The organism is Microbacterium sp. AC145 (assembly GCF_979258505.1).
In genome coordinates this window covers 1267443-1282171 of the sequence record NZ_OZ409859.1, presented here as the reverse complement: position 1 = coordinate 1282171, position 14729 = coordinate 1267443, and the positions used below count along the sequence as shown (strand labels likewise).

At 67.8% G+C, this 14729-nt stretch carries 13 protein-coding genes; 5 read left to right on the top strand and 8 right to left on the bottom strand.

Translation table 11 applies throughout. The features are described from left to right. Window positions 1–1623 carry an FAD-binding oxidoreductase gene (locus tag ACZZZN_RS06290; RefSeq protein ID WP_463504328.1) on the bottom strand — a complete coding sequence of 541 codons (1623 nt, stop codon included), beginning with the start codon at window positions 1621–1623 and terminating at the stop codon, window positions 1–3. A gap of 20 nt (window positions 1624–1643) precedes the next feature. On the opposite strand from ACZZZN_RS06290, the gene ACZZZN_RS06285 reads away from it, so the two are divergent. From ACZZZN_RS06285 to ACZZZN_RS06275, 3 genes are all read left to right on the top strand, one after another. Then, on the top strand, window positions 1644–2252 hold the full coding sequence (locus tag ACZZZN_RS06285) for a TetR/AcrR family transcriptional regulator (protein WP_463504327.1): 609 nt from the start codon (window positions 1644–1646) through the stop codon (window positions 2250–2252). Beyond that, entirely contained in the window at window positions 2249–3694 is a 1446-nt protein-coding gene (locus ACZZZN_RS06280; RefSeq protein ID WP_463504326.1) for a glycerol-3-phosphate dehydrogenase/oxidase, read from the top strand. The genes ACZZZN_RS06285 and ACZZZN_RS06280 overlap by 4 nt, the downstream gene beginning before the upstream one ends. Window positions 3695–3835: 141 nt before the next feature. Then, window positions 3836–4531 (top strand): SPFH domain-containing protein, encoded by a 696-nt coding sequence (locus ACZZZN_RS06275; RefSeq protein ID WP_463504325.1) that lies wholly within the window; start codon window positions 3836–3838, stop codon window positions 4529–4531. A gap of 4 nt (window positions 4532–4535) precedes the next feature. On the opposite strand, the gene dxs is transcribed toward ACZZZN_RS06275, so the two are convergent. From dxs to dut, 5 genes are all read right to left on the bottom strand, one after another. After that, entirely contained in the window at window positions 4536–6476 is a 1941-nt protein-coding gene (gene dxs, locus ACZZZN_RS06270; protein ID WP_463504324.1) for a 1-deoxy-D-xylulose-5-phosphate synthase, read from the bottom strand. A 167-nt stretch (window positions 6477–6643) separates the two neighbouring features. Continuing rightward, entirely contained in the window at window positions 6644–9526 is a 2883-nt protein-coding gene (locus ACZZZN_RS06265; RefSeq protein ID WP_463504323.1) for an aconitate hydratase, read from the bottom strand. A 108-nt stretch (window positions 9527–9634) separates the two neighbouring features. After that, window positions 9635–10321 (bottom strand): DUF3159 domain-containing protein, encoded by a 687-nt coding sequence (locus ACZZZN_RS06260; protein WP_463506556.1) that lies wholly within the window; start codon window positions 10319–10321, stop codon window positions 9635–9637. A gap of 50 nt (window positions 10322–10371) precedes the next feature. Next, window positions 10372–10959, bottom strand: coding sequence for a DUF3710 domain-containing protein (locus ACZZZN_RS06255; protein ID WP_463504322.1), 588 nt, complete (start codon window positions 10957–10959; stop codon window positions 10372–10374). After that, complete coding sequence (gene dut, locus ACZZZN_RS06250) at window positions 10952–11443, bottom strand: dUTP diphosphatase (RefSeq protein ID WP_463504321.1); 492 nt, start codon at window positions 11441–11443, stop codon at window positions 10952–10954. Before dut ends, ACZZZN_RS06255 begins: the two co-directional genes overlap by 8 nt. 12 nt (window positions 11444–11455) lie before the next feature. Here dut and ACZZZN_RS06245 point away from each other — a divergent pair, with 12 nt between their 5' ends. Then, a complete protein-coding gene (locus ACZZZN_RS06245; RefSeq protein WP_463504320.1) occupies window positions 11456–11923 on the top strand; it encodes a DUF3093 domain-containing protein in 468 nt (155 codons plus the stop codon). A gap of 66 nt (window positions 11924–11989) precedes the next feature. Here ACZZZN_RS06245 and ACZZZN_RS06240 read toward each other — a convergent pair whose 3' ends face one another. After that, window positions 11990–12283, bottom strand: a complete 294-nt coding sequence (locus ACZZZN_RS06240) for a DUF4193 domain-containing protein (RefSeq protein WP_463506555.1) — start codon at window positions 12281–12283, stop codon at window positions 11990–11992. A 196-nt stretch (window positions 12284–12479) separates the two neighbouring features. Between ACZZZN_RS06240 and sepH the strand changes: the two genes are divergently transcribed. Beyond that, window positions 12480–13520: a septation protein SepH gene (gene sepH, locus ACZZZN_RS06235; RefSeq protein WP_463504319.1), complete on the top strand. Its 1041-nt coding sequence runs from the start codon at window positions 12480–12482 to the stop codon at window positions 13518–13520. Window positions 13521–13558: 38 nt separating this feature from the next. Here sepH and ACZZZN_RS06230 read toward each other — a convergent pair whose 3' ends face one another. Next, window positions 13559–14629, bottom strand: a complete 1071-nt coding sequence (locus ACZZZN_RS06230) for an alkaline phosphatase family protein (RefSeq protein ID WP_463504318.1) — start codon at window positions 14627–14629, stop codon at window positions 13559–13561. Window positions 14630–14729: the final 100 nt, after the last annotated feature.

Here is a 14729-nt window from a genome sequence, read left to right as displayed (position 1 = left end):
TCAACGCGTCCGATCAGCGGAGATCACGGCACCGGGGTTGAGGATCCCCGTCGGGTCGAGTTCTCGCTTGATCGCGCCCAGGATCCGGACACCGGTCTCGCCGATCTCCTGTTCCAGCCACGGCGCATGGTCCCGGCCGACGGCATGGTGGTGGCTGATCGTGCCGCCGCTCGCGATGATCGCATCGTTCACACGCGCCTTGACCTGAGCCCAGACCTCCAGCGGGTCGGACCGGATGCCGGCCAGCACCGTGAAGTACAGCGACGCGCCCGTCGGATAGATGTGAGACACATGGCACATCACGGAGGACTTCGCGCCGGCATCCGAGAGTCCGTCACGAAGGGCCGCAGAGACCGCCGCCTTCAGCGTGTGGAGGTTCGCCCAGGTGGTCGCGGTCTCGAGCGTCTCGCAGAAGACTCCGGCGTCGAGCAGCGCATCGCGCAGATACGGGCCGTCGAAGCGTCCGTCGAGCCAGTCCTCCGCCGCTCCCTCGCCGGAGGAGACTCCACCGGCGGCCACCAGCAGTTCGGATGTCCTCTCGCGGCGCTCGACGATGCCCTCGCCCTCGTACACCGTGACGACCGCTGCGCCCTTCGAGAGCGCCTTGCCGATCCGGCCGACCTGCGCCAGGCTGACCGCGGTCTCCGCCTCGTCGGACAGGCGGATGACGGTCGGCCCTCCACCGTGCTGCGCCACCGCTCTGAGGGCATCGGTACCCGCCACGAAATCCGGGAAGGTCCAGGACTCGAGAACACGCTCACGCGGGATCGGATGGATGCGGACGCGAACCTCGGTGATCACCCCGAAGATGCCCTCGGAACCCAGGAAGACACGGATGAGGTCGGGACCCGCAGCCGAGCCGGGCGACCGCCCGAGGTCGATGTCGCCGGTCGGCGTGGCCACTCTGACGCCCGTGACCATGCTGTCGAAGCGACCGTGACCCGCAGAGTTCTGTCCCGACGACCGAGCAGCCGCGAACCCGCCGATCGTCGCATAGCGGAAGCTCTGCGGGTAGTGGCCGAGCTCGTATCCCAGCGCGCTGAGCAGCGCCTCTGCATCAGGCCCGGTGGTTCCTGCGGCGAGAACGGCTTCGCCGCTGACCTCGTCGAGACGGAGAAGACCGCTGAGTCGGCGAAGATCCAGGCTGACCACGGCATGGTGTCGGCCGCGCTCGGGGTCGAGGGCACCGACCACGCTCGTCCCTCCACCGAAGGGGATCACCGCGACCCCCCGCTCGGCGGCGACCCCGAGTACGGCGGCGACCTCGTCGTGATCGGCGGGAAGGACGACGGCATCCGTGGTGGCCTGACGCTCCCGTCGTCTTCGCAGCAGGTCCGACGTGGAGCGGCCACCCGCATGGCGGATCCGAGCCTCGTCCGAGACATCGACCCGATCTTTGCCCACGACGACCGTGAACGCCACGATGTCGTCCGGAGTCAGCGCAGAGGCGTCGACGAGCACGTCTCCGAGCTCGACGGGCGCGGCGGGCTTGCGGATGCGCCCGAGCAGCAACGGGAGCAGCGCCCGAACAGCCCTCGGCAGATCATCGGCCTTCGCGGGGTCACCCCACCCGTTCCAGCGCATCTCCGATCGTGCGGCGACTCTGCCGTTCTCCTGACCCATGCGTTACAGTGTGACAGATCATGGAAGAACGTCAAGCAATAACACCAGAGCGGCTCGCGCAGCATCCGCTCTGGGACGCCACCCAGGCGCGCATCCTCGACGCGGCCGATGAGCTGATCAGCCGCAGGGGGGTGCACGGAGTCACCATCGCAGAACTCGCGCGTCGCGCAGGCCACAGTCGACCGACGATCTACCGCAGCTGGAACGACGCCGACGACGTCGTTCGCTCGGCTCTGCTCCGCCGGGTCACCGGCATCGTCTCGCAGTTCCCGACAGAGCCCCTCACCCGCCACGACCTCGTCGACGACGTGCTCCGATTCTCGGCGTCCTTCCGCTCCGACGAGGTGTACGGGCGACTGCTCGCGGACGAGCCCGAGGTCTTCACCCGCTATACGCTGCAGCGCGTCGGATCGAGCCAGCGATTGATCCTGCAGTGGCTCGCCGCGGCGATCCGGACCGCGCAGCAGGGCGGGAGCGTCAGGGCGGGAGAGCCGAGCGAGATCGCGGTGATGCTGCTGCTCATCGCGCAATCGGCGGTGCTGTCGCACGGCACCGTCTCGGAGCTCATCTCCGAGCAATCGTGGGAACGCGAGCTGCGTGCGGCACTCGACGGACTGCTCCGGCCATGACCCCCCACTCCCCCGACCTCAACGTCGCGCGTCGGGCCGCAGATCTCGTTCGGGCCGCCGAAGAGACCGTCGACGTGCTCGTGATCGGCGGCGGGATCACCGGTACGGGAGTCGCTCTCGACGCCGCCTCCCGAGGGCTGACCGTCACGCTGCTCGAAGCGGACGACCTCGCATTCGGCACGAGTCGATTCAGCTCGAAGCTCGTGCACGGGGGGCTCCGTTACCTGGCGACCGGCGATGTCGCGACCGCGAGGGAGAGCGCGCTCGAACGACACCTGTTGATGTCGGTCATCGCTCCACACCTCATCAGACCGCTGCCCCAGCTCCTCCCGTTCGCGCCCGGAGTGACGGCCACGCAGCGCGTAGCCGGTGTCGTGGGGATGACCATGGGCGATCTGCTGCGGATGCGCGCACGAACGCCCCGCGCGGTCTTGCCCGCGCCACGGCTCGTCTCCGCGCGCAGGGCCCACGAGCTGGTTCCGGCTCTCGACCGTCACCGCCTGCGAGGAGGGATGCTCTCGTACGACGGTCAACTCATCGACGATGCCCGCCTCGTCGTGACTGTCGCGCGCACGGCCGCGGCTCTCGGCGCACGCATCCTCACGCGGACCCGCGCACGGGATCTCCGCAGCGACGGGGCGATCGTCGAAGACACCCTGACCGGCGAGGCCCTGGAGATCCGAGCACGAAGCGTGATCAACGCCACAGGCGTCTGGGCCGGCACACTGGATGACTCGATCACCGTGAGACCCAGCCGCGGAACCCACATCGTGCTCGACGCCGTCGACCTCGGACTCCCCTCTGCCGCCCTCACGATCCCGCATGAAGGCTCGGTCAGCCGCTACGTGTTCGCGCTGCCGCAGCGCAGCGGACGCGTGATCGTCGGGCTGACGGACGAGGATGCGCCGGGTCCCGCACCGCGAATCGCCATGCCGACGGACCGGGAGATCTCCTTCCTGCTCGACAATCTCAACAGGGTCCTCTCGACCCCGATCGGCCGGGACCGAGTTCAGGGAGCTTTCGCCGGGCTCCGACCGCTGGTGGACACGGGAGCCACCTCGACAGCCGACATATCGCGGCGCCACCTGGTCGCCGTGTCGGCGGGTGGCTTCGTGAACGTCCTCGGCGGAAAACTCACGACCTACCGCCGGATGGCGGAGGACGCTGTGGACCTCGCGTCGGAGACGAGGGGCCTGAATGCCGGGCCGAGCCGGACTGCGTCGCTGCGTCTGACCGATACGGCCCGACTGATGTCCGACGTCGCCTCCGGCGGCCTGCCGTCACGTGCCCAGGTCGAGTTCGCCGTGCGGGCGGAGGGAGCGTTGACAGCCGACGATGTGCTCGATCGTCGTACCCGCGTCGGCCTCGTCGAGACGCAACGACAGCGCGCCGAAGATCACGTTCGACGCATCGTGACCGAGACACTCACCGACCTCGCCTGACACGCTGCGGGTGTGCGCCGGCCGCGGCGGTGTTGCTCCCTCAGGGCGCTGCGGAGAACGAAGACGGAACAGCATGTGAACACGGGCGCATCAGGCGTTCGGAGAGTCACACGCACCCGTGTGACGCGGCACAGTGGTGTCATGGACATGCTCCTCTCGATGCTCGGCGGCAAAGGAATGTCCGGTCTGTTCAAGACCGGCACGGCGATCCTCACCATCCTGCTGGTCGTACCGGCACTGCTGAAGATCTTCGTCGTGACGGTCGATGAAGGCTGGGCGGCGATCCGCACGCGCAACGGCAAGCCGATCATCCGCAACAGGCCGCAGCGCCGCCCGACATCACGGGGAGGAGCCGTCGGCGAGGTCGTCGTGCTCGGCCCCGGATCCCACGGGGCGTTCCCGCTGTTCTACTGGTACAGGCTCATCGACGTGCGCTGCCGTGCGACAGACCTCCCTGCGCGCGACATGACCGGCGCCGCCGGGCATCAGCATCGTGTGCACGCATCGTTCGAATGGCGCCCGATCCCCACGGGCCGGGACCTGCGCGTGTTCGAGCTCGATGTGGTGAACGTGGCAGAGCGAGCGTCGAACATCGTCGGGGCGGCTCTGCGCGACGTCATACGCGGCTTGGACGGCGCCGAGCTCCCCCACAACGATGAGATCAACACGCGGATCCTCACAGCGAGCGCCGACGATGTGCGTCGCGCGTGCGGAGTCGAACTCGTGCGGGTCATGGTCACCGGAGACGCGCTGACCGACGGCTACCTGCTGTCGACGGCGCTTCGCGACAGCGACCGACGGGAAGAAGCCGTCGCTGCGTTGCACGCGCTGAACTGAGCGGTCAGCTGCGCTCGCGCAACGGGAGGTCGATGGTACCCGTCTCACCTGCGTTCCGGGCGACGGGAATCCGTGTTCCGAGCACCTGCGACACGACATCCTGCGCGATCTTCGATGCGGTCAGTCCCGCATCCGCGAGAATCTCGTCGCGGGTCGCGTGATCGATGAACTCATCAGGAAGCCCGAGCTCGTCGACGGCGGTGTCGATGCCGGCCTCGCGGAGAACCTGACGCACACGCGTACCGATGCCACCCACACGGATGCCGTCCTCGAGGGTGATCACGAGGCGGTGGCGCGCGGCCATGCTCACGATCGACGGCTGCACCGGAATCGCCCACCGCGGATCGATGACGGTGGCACCGATCCCCTGGGCGCGCAGTCGCTCGGCGACGTCCATGGCGAGTGCGGCGAACGGACCGATCGCGACCAGGAGCACGTCCTCCGACTCGCCGCGAGCGAGCACGTCGACTCCGTCATGCAGCCGCTCGATGGCCGGAAGCTCAGGCGCGACGTCGCCCTTGGGGAATCGGATCACCGTCGGGGCGTCTTCGACGAGCACTGCCTCGTCCAATGCTTCCTGCAGTCGCGCTCCGTCTCGCGGGGCGGCGATGCGGATGTGCGGGACGATCTGCAGCATGGCGAGGTCCCACATACCGTGGTGGCTCGGGCCGTCGGGGCCCGTGACGCCGGCGCGGTCGAGGACGAATGTGACGCCCGCGCGATGCAGCGCCACATCCATGAGTACCTGGTCGAATGCGCGGCCCATGAAGGTCGCGTACAGCGCCACGACCGGGTGCAGGCCGCCGAAGGCGAGACCTGCGGCGGATGCGACAGCGTGCTGTTCGGCGATCCCCACGTCGTACACACGGTCGGGGAATCGCTCGGCGAAGGGAGCGAGCCCGGTGGGCCGCAGCATCGCCGCAGTCATGGCGATCACATCGGAGCGTCGCTCTCCGACGGAGACCAGCGCGTCGGAGAAGACATCGGTCCAGCCGGTTCCTCCCGACGAGAGCGTCTCGCCGGTCGTCGGATCTATGCGCCCGACAGCGTGGAACTGATCGGCTTCGTCGTCGCGGGCGGGCTGGTAGCCTCGCCCCTTCTCCGTGATCGCATGCACGATGACGGGTGCGCCGTACGACTTCGCGAGTTCCAGCGTCTCGAGCAGGACCGGCAGGTCGTGCCCGTCGACGGGGCCGAGATATTTGATGTCGAGGTTCGAGTACAGCGCTTCGTTGTTCGTGAAGCGCGAGAGGAAGCCATGCGTTCCGCCGCGGACCCCACGGAAGACAGCGCGGCCCACGGGGCCGAACGCGCGGAAGAGTCGGTCTGACCTGTGATGCAGGTCTTTGTACGCGGCCGCGGTGCGGACTCGGTTGAGATACCGGGACATGCCGCCGATCGTGGGAGCGTAGGAGCGTCCGTTGTCGTTCACCACGATCACCAGGTTGCGATCGTTGTCGTCGGAGATGTTGTTGAGCGCCTCCCACGTCATGCCACCGGTCAGTGATCCGTCTCCCAGCACGGCGACCACGTGACGATCTGCGCGGCCGGTGGCCGTGAGCGCCCGCGAGACTCCGTCGGCCCAGCTGAGCGAGCTCGACGCATGCGACGACTCCACGACGTCGTGCAGGCTCTCAGCGCGCTGCGGGTACCCGGCGAGGCCCCCACGCAGTCGCAGGGAGGAGAAGTCCTGGCGACCGGTGAGCAGTTTGTGCACGTAGGACTGGTGTCCGGTGTCGAAGATGAACGGGTCGTCCGGGGACGAGAAGACGCGGTGCAGGGCGATCGTCAGCTCGACGACGCCGAGGTTCGGACCGAGATGCCCGCCGGTGCGCGACACGTTCTCGACGAGGAACTCGCGGATCTCCCCCGCCAGCTCGATGAGCTGATCCTCGGACAGCGAGTCCAGGTCACGGGGTCCTGAGATGCTCGGAAGAATCGGCATCTGCACCTCCTCATAGGCACCGTTCGCGGCATCCGATTCCGGTTCGGACGCCTGCTCGATCCTACCCCGGGGTGCCCGCGAAAGGCCGGAGGAAGGCTCCCCCTTGACACGGGCCCGTGACGCAGGAAGGGCCCGATTCCGAAGAATCGGGCCCTTCCTGACCGGGATCAGACGAGCGAACGCAGCACGTACTGCAGGATGCCGCCGTTGCGGTAGTAGTCGGCCTCACCGGGGGTGTCGATACGGACGACCGCGTCGAACTCGACGACCTGCTTGCCCTCGGGCGACTGCTCGCTCGGGGTGGCCGTGACGCGCACCGTCTTCGGCGTCACTCCGTTGTTGAGCTCCTCGAGACCCGTGATCGAGACGACCTCGGTGCCGTCGAGCCCCAGGGACTCCCAGCTCTCGCCGGCGGGGAACTGCAGCGGGACGACGCCCATGCCGATGAGGTTCGAGCGGTGGATCCGCTCGAAGCTCTCGGTGATGACCGCCTTGACGCCCAGCAGCCTCGTGCCCTTGGCCGCCCAGTCGCGCGACGAGCCGGAGCCGTACTCCTTGCCACCGAAGATGACGAGAGGGGTGCCCTGCTCCTGGTAGTTCATGCTCGCGTCGTAGATGTAGGACTGCGGGCCGCCGGGCTGCGTGAAGTCACGGGTGTATCCACCCTCGACGACCTGACCGTCGTTGACGGCCGAGACCATGACGTTCTTCAGACGGATGTTCGCGAACGTTCCGCGGATCATGACCTCGTGGTTGCCGCGACGCGAACCGAAGGAGTTGAAGTCCTTGCGGTCGACACCGTGCTCGGTGAGGTACTGCGCGGCCGGCGTGCCTGCCTTGATGTTTCCGGCGGGCGAGATGTGGTCGGTGGTGACCGAGTCGCCCAGGGTCGCCATGACACGGGCACCCTGGATGTCACTCACCGGGGTGAGCTCCATCGTCATGCCGTCGAAGTAGGGCGCCTTGCGCACGTAGGTCGAGTTCTCGTCCCACTGGAAGATGTCGTCGTCCGGGGTGGGCAGGCTGCGCCAGCGCTCGTCACCGTCGAAGACGGTCGCGTACTGCTTGATGAACTGCTCACGGGAGATCGACGAGTCGACCAGCTCCTGCACCTCGGCCGGGGTGGGCCAGATGTCCTTCAGGAAGACGTCCTCGCCGTCGGTTCCCTTGCCGAGCGCGTCGTTCTCGAAATCGAAGTGCATCGACCCTGCGAGGGCGTAGGCGATCACGAGCGGCGGGCTGGCGAGGTAGTTCATCTTCACGTCGGGGCTGATGCGCCCCTCGAAGTTGCGGTTTCCCGAGAGCACTGCCGTCACGGCGAGGTCGTGGTCGTTGATGGCCGCGGAGACCTCTTCGATCAGCGGGCCGGAGTTTCCGATGCAGATCGTGCAGCCGTAGCCGACGGTGTAGAAGCCGAGGCCCTCGAGGTCTTTGTCGAGTCCGGACTTCTCGTAGTAGTCCGTGACGACCTTCGAGCCGGGGCCGAGCGTCGTCTTGACCCAGGGCTTCTGCTTGAGGCCCTTCTCGAGCGCCTTTCGGGCGACGAGACCTGCGGCGATCATGACCGACGGGTTCGAGGTGTTGGTGCACGACGTGATGGCCGCCAGCGTCACCGCGCCGTTGTCGAGGATGTACTTCTCGCCCGAGGGCGTGGTGACCGGCACCGGCTTGGATGCGTTGGCCGGAGCGCCGCTGTTGATGTGCACCGGACGGGTGGTGCGCGGCTCCTCTTCGCCCGGTGCATTGCCCGGGTCGGATGCGGGGAACGAGTGCTTCGACTCGAGGTCGACGACGTCGTCCGACGTCGACGGCGCGGCGTAGGCGAGGATGTCCTGCTCGAACTGCGACTTCGCCTCGGACAGGAGGATGCGGTCCTGCGGGCGCTTCGGTCCGGCGATCGACGGCACGACCGTGCCGAGGTCGAGCTCGAGGTACTCGCTGAAGGTCGGCTCGGCGTTCTCGTCGTGCCACAGCTTCTGGGTCTTGGCGTAGGCCTCGACCAGGGCGACGGCCTCTTCGCTGCGGCCGGTCAGGCGCAGGTAGTCGAGGGTGACGTCATCGATCGGGAAGATCGCGGCGGTCGAGCCGAACTCCGGCGACATGTTGCCGATCGTCGCACGGTTGGCCAGCGGCACCGATGCGACACCCGCGCCGTAGAACTCGACGAACTTGCCGACGACGCCGTGCTTGCGCAGCAGGTCGGTGATGGTGAGCACGACGTCGGTCGCGGTCACACCGGCGGGGATCTCGCCCGAGAGCTTGAAGCCGACGACGCGCGGAATGAGCATCGAGACGGGCTGGCCGAGCATCGCGGCCTCGGCCTCGATGCCGCCGACGCCCCAGCCGAGCACGCCCAGGCCGTTGACCATCGTGGTGTGCGAGTCGGTGCCGACACAGGTGTCGGGGTACGCACGCAGCACGCCGTCGACCTCGCGGTCGTAGATGACCTTGGCCAGGTGCTCGATGTTCACCTGGTGCACGATGCCGGTCCCGGGCGGAACGACCTTGAAGTCGCTGAAGGCCGTCTGGCCCCAGCGGAGGAACTGGTAGCGCTCGCCGTTGCGCTCGTACTCGATCTCGACGTTGCGCTCGAGTGCGTTCTCCGAGCCGAAGAGATCGGCGATGACCGAGTGGTCGATGACCATCTCGGCGGGCGAGAGCGGGTTGATCTTGTTGGGGTCGCCGCCCAGCGCCGTGACGGCCTCGCGCATGGTGGCGAGGTCGACGATGCAGGGAACACCGGTGAAGTCCTGCATGACCACGCGCGCGGGCGTGAACTGGATCTCGGTGCTCGGGTCTGCCGCGGCATCCCACGACCCCAGAGCCTCGATCTGCGCCTTCGTCACATTCGCGCCGTCCTCGGTGCGAAGCAGGTTCTCGAGGAGGACCTTGAGACTGAAGGGGAGCTTCTCGAAACCGGGCACCGTGTCGATGCGGAAGATCTCGTAGTCGGTGCTGCCGACCGTCAGGGTGCTCTGGGCACCGAAGCTGTTCACCGTGGACACGAATCCGTCTCCTTCTATTCGGATGGGAGCGACAGGCGCCTCCATCTTGCTCGCCAGCGAGCCCCTGCGGCTAGCAAGGCAGACCTAACCAGTCTGCTCCACACGACCTCCGGGCGAAAGCCTGCAATTTATCTTGATGTCAAGATAAATCTATCACGACTGCGGCGGTGTTCCGGCATCCGGGGTTCGCGGATACAGGGCGCGCACGACGAGCCAGGTGACGGCGATCAGCGGCGCGAACAGCGGGAGGCCCATGATGAGCTTCAGCGTGCCCAGAGCGGTCACCTCACCCGCGAGATAGAGCGGCAACTGCACGGCGAGCCTGGCGTAGAACAGCGCGGCCCAGGCGATGCCGAGCCACAGGAAGGCCCGGCGCTTGCGCCTGTCCTTCCTCCACGCCGTGCCCTCTCCCATGAGGAATCCGACCGCGAGTCCGATGAGCGACCATCCGACCAGCGCAGAGACGAGCATCGCCGTGCCGTACGCCGCATTGGTGAGCAGTCCGGGAACGAAATTGTCCTCACCGCGCCCCGTCCACAGCGCGAGCGCAGCGGCCGCGGCTGCTGCCACGAGACCGCCGATCGCCGCCGACGGCGGCGATTTCTGAATCAGCCGCACGACCGTGAACACGGCGGCGAGCCCCACCGACACACCCAGCGGGAGGAGCAGCGGTTCGGGCGCGATCGTGAAGAGGATGACGAAGGCGAGGCTCGGGAGTACCGACTCGAGGATCCCTCGCCAGCCTCCGATGGCGGACCACACGACCTTGTGGGTCGCTCCGGTCTCGGCAGGATCGAGTCCTGCACGGCGAGCCGCACCGCCGAGAGCCGCGCCGAGCATGTCCGACGTGCTCTGCTCGCGCTCCGGGTCCGGGTCCGGGGCCGGGGTGCTCACGCGGAACCGGGCGTCGCCGGCATCTTGAGCGGAATCAGATCCCGCGGCGGCATGGGGGCTCCACCACGCACGACCACGATGGATCGGAACAGATCCTCGACCTTGGCCGCAGCCTCGAGGTCGGATGCCGCGGCACCACCGATCACTCCGCGCAGGAACCAGCGCGGACCGTCGATCCCGATGAAGCGTGCGAGACGGAGGCCGGAGCCCTCGTTCGCCGCCGCCGGGACCTCGGCGAGGAGCTCCTTGCCGAGAGGCCCCTCGCGCTCCTCGACGCGTCCGCCTTGCGTGCGGACCTGATCGCGCAGCTGCACCCGGGTCTCGTCCCACAGCCCGCCGGTGCGCGGGGCCGCGAACGGCTGCACCTGCAGCGACGAGTCGGCGTAGTCGAGACCGACAGCGACGATGCGCTTCGACTGCTCCTCGACCTCGAGTCGCAGGTTCAGCCCTTCGCGCGGAAGGATCTTGATGCCCCCGAGGTCGATGTAGGGCCGTACCGGGTTCGCCTCGGAATCGTCGAAGGGGCCCTCGGTCGCCCGGTTCACGGGAGCCGACTTCGGGGGAGTCGCGTTGTTGTCAGTCATTGGCCTGTCCTGCTGGAGTCGAATGGGATGCTGCCTGGTACCCGGTCGAACCGAAGCCGCCGTCGCCGCGGACGCTGTCCGGCAGCTCCTCGACCGGGAGGAACACGGCGCGCGTCACGGGCATCACGATCAGCTGAGCGATGCGATCGCCGACGGCGACATCGTACGCGCTGCGGATGTCGGTGTTGATCAGACTCACCTTGATCTCGCCGCGGTATCCGGCATCGACAGTGCCGGGCGAGTTCACGATGGAGATCCCGTGCTTGGCGGCGAGCCCGCTGCGCGGTACCACGAACGCGGCATAGCCGTCGGGCAGTGCGATTCGCAGGCCGGTCGCGACGAGGGCACGTTCGCCCGGTTCGAGATGCACGGCTTCTGCCGCGACGAGGTCGGCACCGGCGTCTCCCGGATGCGCATATCCGGGCACGACGGCTGCGCCGTCGAGCACAGGCGCGATAATGGGGAGATCAACGGATTCAGTCACCCCCCGAGGCTAATGCAGAACATCGCTCCCGACACACGCCCGCGCTACCGCGAGAGGCTCTCGCCGAGCCTGTGGCTCCTGATGACTGTGGCGCTCGCGGGGCCCATGGTGTCACTCATCTTCATCCCGCTCGGCTCAGCGACCCTCGCTCTCATCGTCGGGGCGGCAGTCTCCGCACTCCTCGTGACTGCGCTCGTCATCGTGACACCCGTCGTCTCAGTGGAGGGCGGCGTCCTTCGCGCAGGGCGCGCTCACATCGAGGCGCGCCATCTCGGTGAGCCCATCGCCCTCAGCGGCGAAGAGGCGCGCCAGGCACGGGGCCCGAAGCTCCCTGCTCGCGGATGGCACCTGATCCGCGGCGGTGTCGACGGGGTCGTGGTCATCCCCAACCTCGACCAGGACGACCCTGTCGATACCTGGACGATCTCGACCCGCACGCCGGATCGACTCGCCGCGGCGATCCGAGGCGTCGAGGGCTGAGCCCGAAACGACGAACGCGCCCCTGACCGGAAGGTCGGGGGCGCGTGGAGCGTCGCTCGGATGCGCTCAGGCGGCGCATTCCTTGCAGATGGGGCCGGAAGCGCCCTCGTGGTCGAGCTGAGAACGGTGCTTCACGAGGAAGCAGTTCATGCAGGTGAACTCGTCCTGCTGCGCGGGCAGCACGACGACATCGAGCTCGAGGTCGGAAAGATCGGCTCCGGGAAGATCGAAGCTGGACGGGTTGTCCGCATCTTCGTCTCCCGAAGAGCCGGAGCTCTTGTCCGGCACACGCTCCTTGAGGGCTTCGATCGACTCGGAGTCGTCTTCACTCTTGCGGGGAGCGTCGTAGTCGGTTGCCATGTGGTGAATCTCCACTTTCATGCGAGTGGGTGGTGCGCCGTCGGGGTAATCGGCGGCCATAGTTTGCACGACCTCGAGACAATAAGCAAATGCCCGTGCGTGCGACAGACCAAACTGGCGGCGCGCCCAGAGTATTCCCTGCTGCGGGCGCACCCTCATGACACCATGAACGCACACCCATCAGAGGGGCATTCGCATGGAAAACGTCACCATCGTCGGCACAGAAGCAGGAGTCCTCGTACTCGCGACCGAGTCGGGCGAGCGGTTCGCGCTGCCCATCGACGACGTCCTGCACCGCGAGATCAGGCGAGCCACCCGCCAGGGCGAGCCGACGCCTCAGCGCCTGGCAGCGAGTCCCCGAGACATCCAGGCGCAGATCCGCGCCGGTCTCACCGCACCGGAGGTCGCGGAGCTGCTCGGCATCACCGTCGAAGACGTCGCTCGTTTCGAGGGACCCGTGCTCGCCGAGCGCGAGCACATCATCGGTCAGGCCTTGGCCGTCCCCGTCCTGATCGGCAGCGATGTGGAACCCGATGCGCAGCCGACGTTCGGCACAGCGATCCGGGCCAAGCTCAGCGAGGTCGAGGCATCAGCCGAGCGCTGGGCGAGCTGGAAGGACGACAGCGGCTGGATCATCAAACTCGAGTTCGCAGCCAACGAGGTCGAACATGACGCGCGCTGGAGTTTCGACCCTCGACGCAGCGCCCTCGCACCGCTCAACGCCGACGCCACGCAGCTGTCTCGTCAGGGATCGCTGCCGGATGGGCTCATCCCCCGGCTCCGCGCAGTCGAGAGCGAGCGCCAGGCGTCGCCCTACAAGGACGAGAGCCGATTCGATTCCGGAGCCTTCGGCCCCCGGTTGGTTCCGGCGCCGGAGGGCGTCGACGATGCGGCGCTGCACGAGCGCTCCCCCGCATCCGTTCAGGAGGCGGCCACCAAGCGCGCACCGGAATCTCAGACGACGAGCCCCGAGACGGCTGATCTGCTGGAGGCGTTGCGACGCAGACGCGGTCAGCGCGAGACGGCCCCACTTCTCGTCGACGACTCCTTCGAGGATGTGGACAACGATCCGATCGCGATCTTCGACGCATTCGAGACCGGGCCCATCGATGAACCGGCCGCGGAGCCGTCTCCTGCCCCGGAAGCCGGCGGCTCCGACAGCAGCGGCCGCCGCAAGCGGCGCAATGCCATGCCGTCATGGGATGAGATCGTGTTCGGCGCTCGGACCGACGAGTAGTCCGTCGACTCGACCGGCATCCACCGCCGAATCGACGCTCAGCGCGCGAAGGCTCCGAAGCGCAGCAGCGGCACCTGACGTTCTTCCGGAGTGACGCCACCGTGCTGCCCGATCATGCCCCGGCCGCGCTGGTCGGACGCAGTGCCGTCGTAGACCGCTCCGTTCCCGCGCGCGACGACGAGCAGGTCTCCGATCCGCGACGCCGCGGCGTCCGTCACAGCCGGACCGAAGAAGCCGGCCGCGATCGCCTCCTGGCGGGTGCCCACATCGGCCAAACCGTCCAAGTCGCCCGACCATCGAGCGGCGACGTCGTCAGCATCGGACTCGGGATCGAGATAGACATGCAGCATTCGCGGCTCGCCGCCGATCGCATGCACCCCCCGGAGGTGCTCGGCCTCGAGCACGACCTGGCGCGCTGACGGGACGTCTACCATGCCGTGGTCCGAGGTGACGAGGACGCCGACGCCGGGCGGAACACGACGTGCGAGCGCTCCATCGATCTCCTCGAGTGCGGTCACCCACTCCAACGAGGCGACACCGTGCCGATGCCCTGCCTTGTCCGCCTCAGGCAGGTAGCAGTACACGAGCGATCCGGGGTGCCGCTCCGCCAGATCGTACGCCGTCTCGATCCGCTCAGCCGGCGAGCTCGCGGCGACGAAGTCGGCACCGCGCAGGGTGGCCCTGGTGAATCCGCTGTGGGCATATGCAGCGACCCCGACGGCGAAAGTCGGGCGCCCTTCGGTGAGAGCACGCTCGAAAACGGTCGGCATCGCCTGCCACGTGGCCGGATCCAACCCCTCCGACTCCCAGCCGGTGAGCTGATTCACGAGCACATCGCGCGAACGATCGAGGACGCGATACCCGACCAGACCGTGTTCTCCCGGCCAGGCGCCCGTGAGGACGCTCGTGAGCGCCGCGGCCGTCGTCGACGGGAACACGGAGTGTGCCACGTCCTTCTTCGCCATCCCGGCGGTGAGGGCACGTGCATGACCGGCGTGCGCCCGCAGGGCGATCGCGCCGAGCCCGTCGATGAGGACCAGCACGACCGAGGTCGCACGCGGAAGCAGCGTCGATTCTCCGCGAAGAGCGGCGAACAGGTGGTCCGCCACCCCGACGAGGCTCCGGGCTGAGGCCGACTCGGACGGTAGAATGAGGGACATCCGAGCCAGTCTGACACAGGCTCCCCTACGATCTCAGCCTCGCACCATT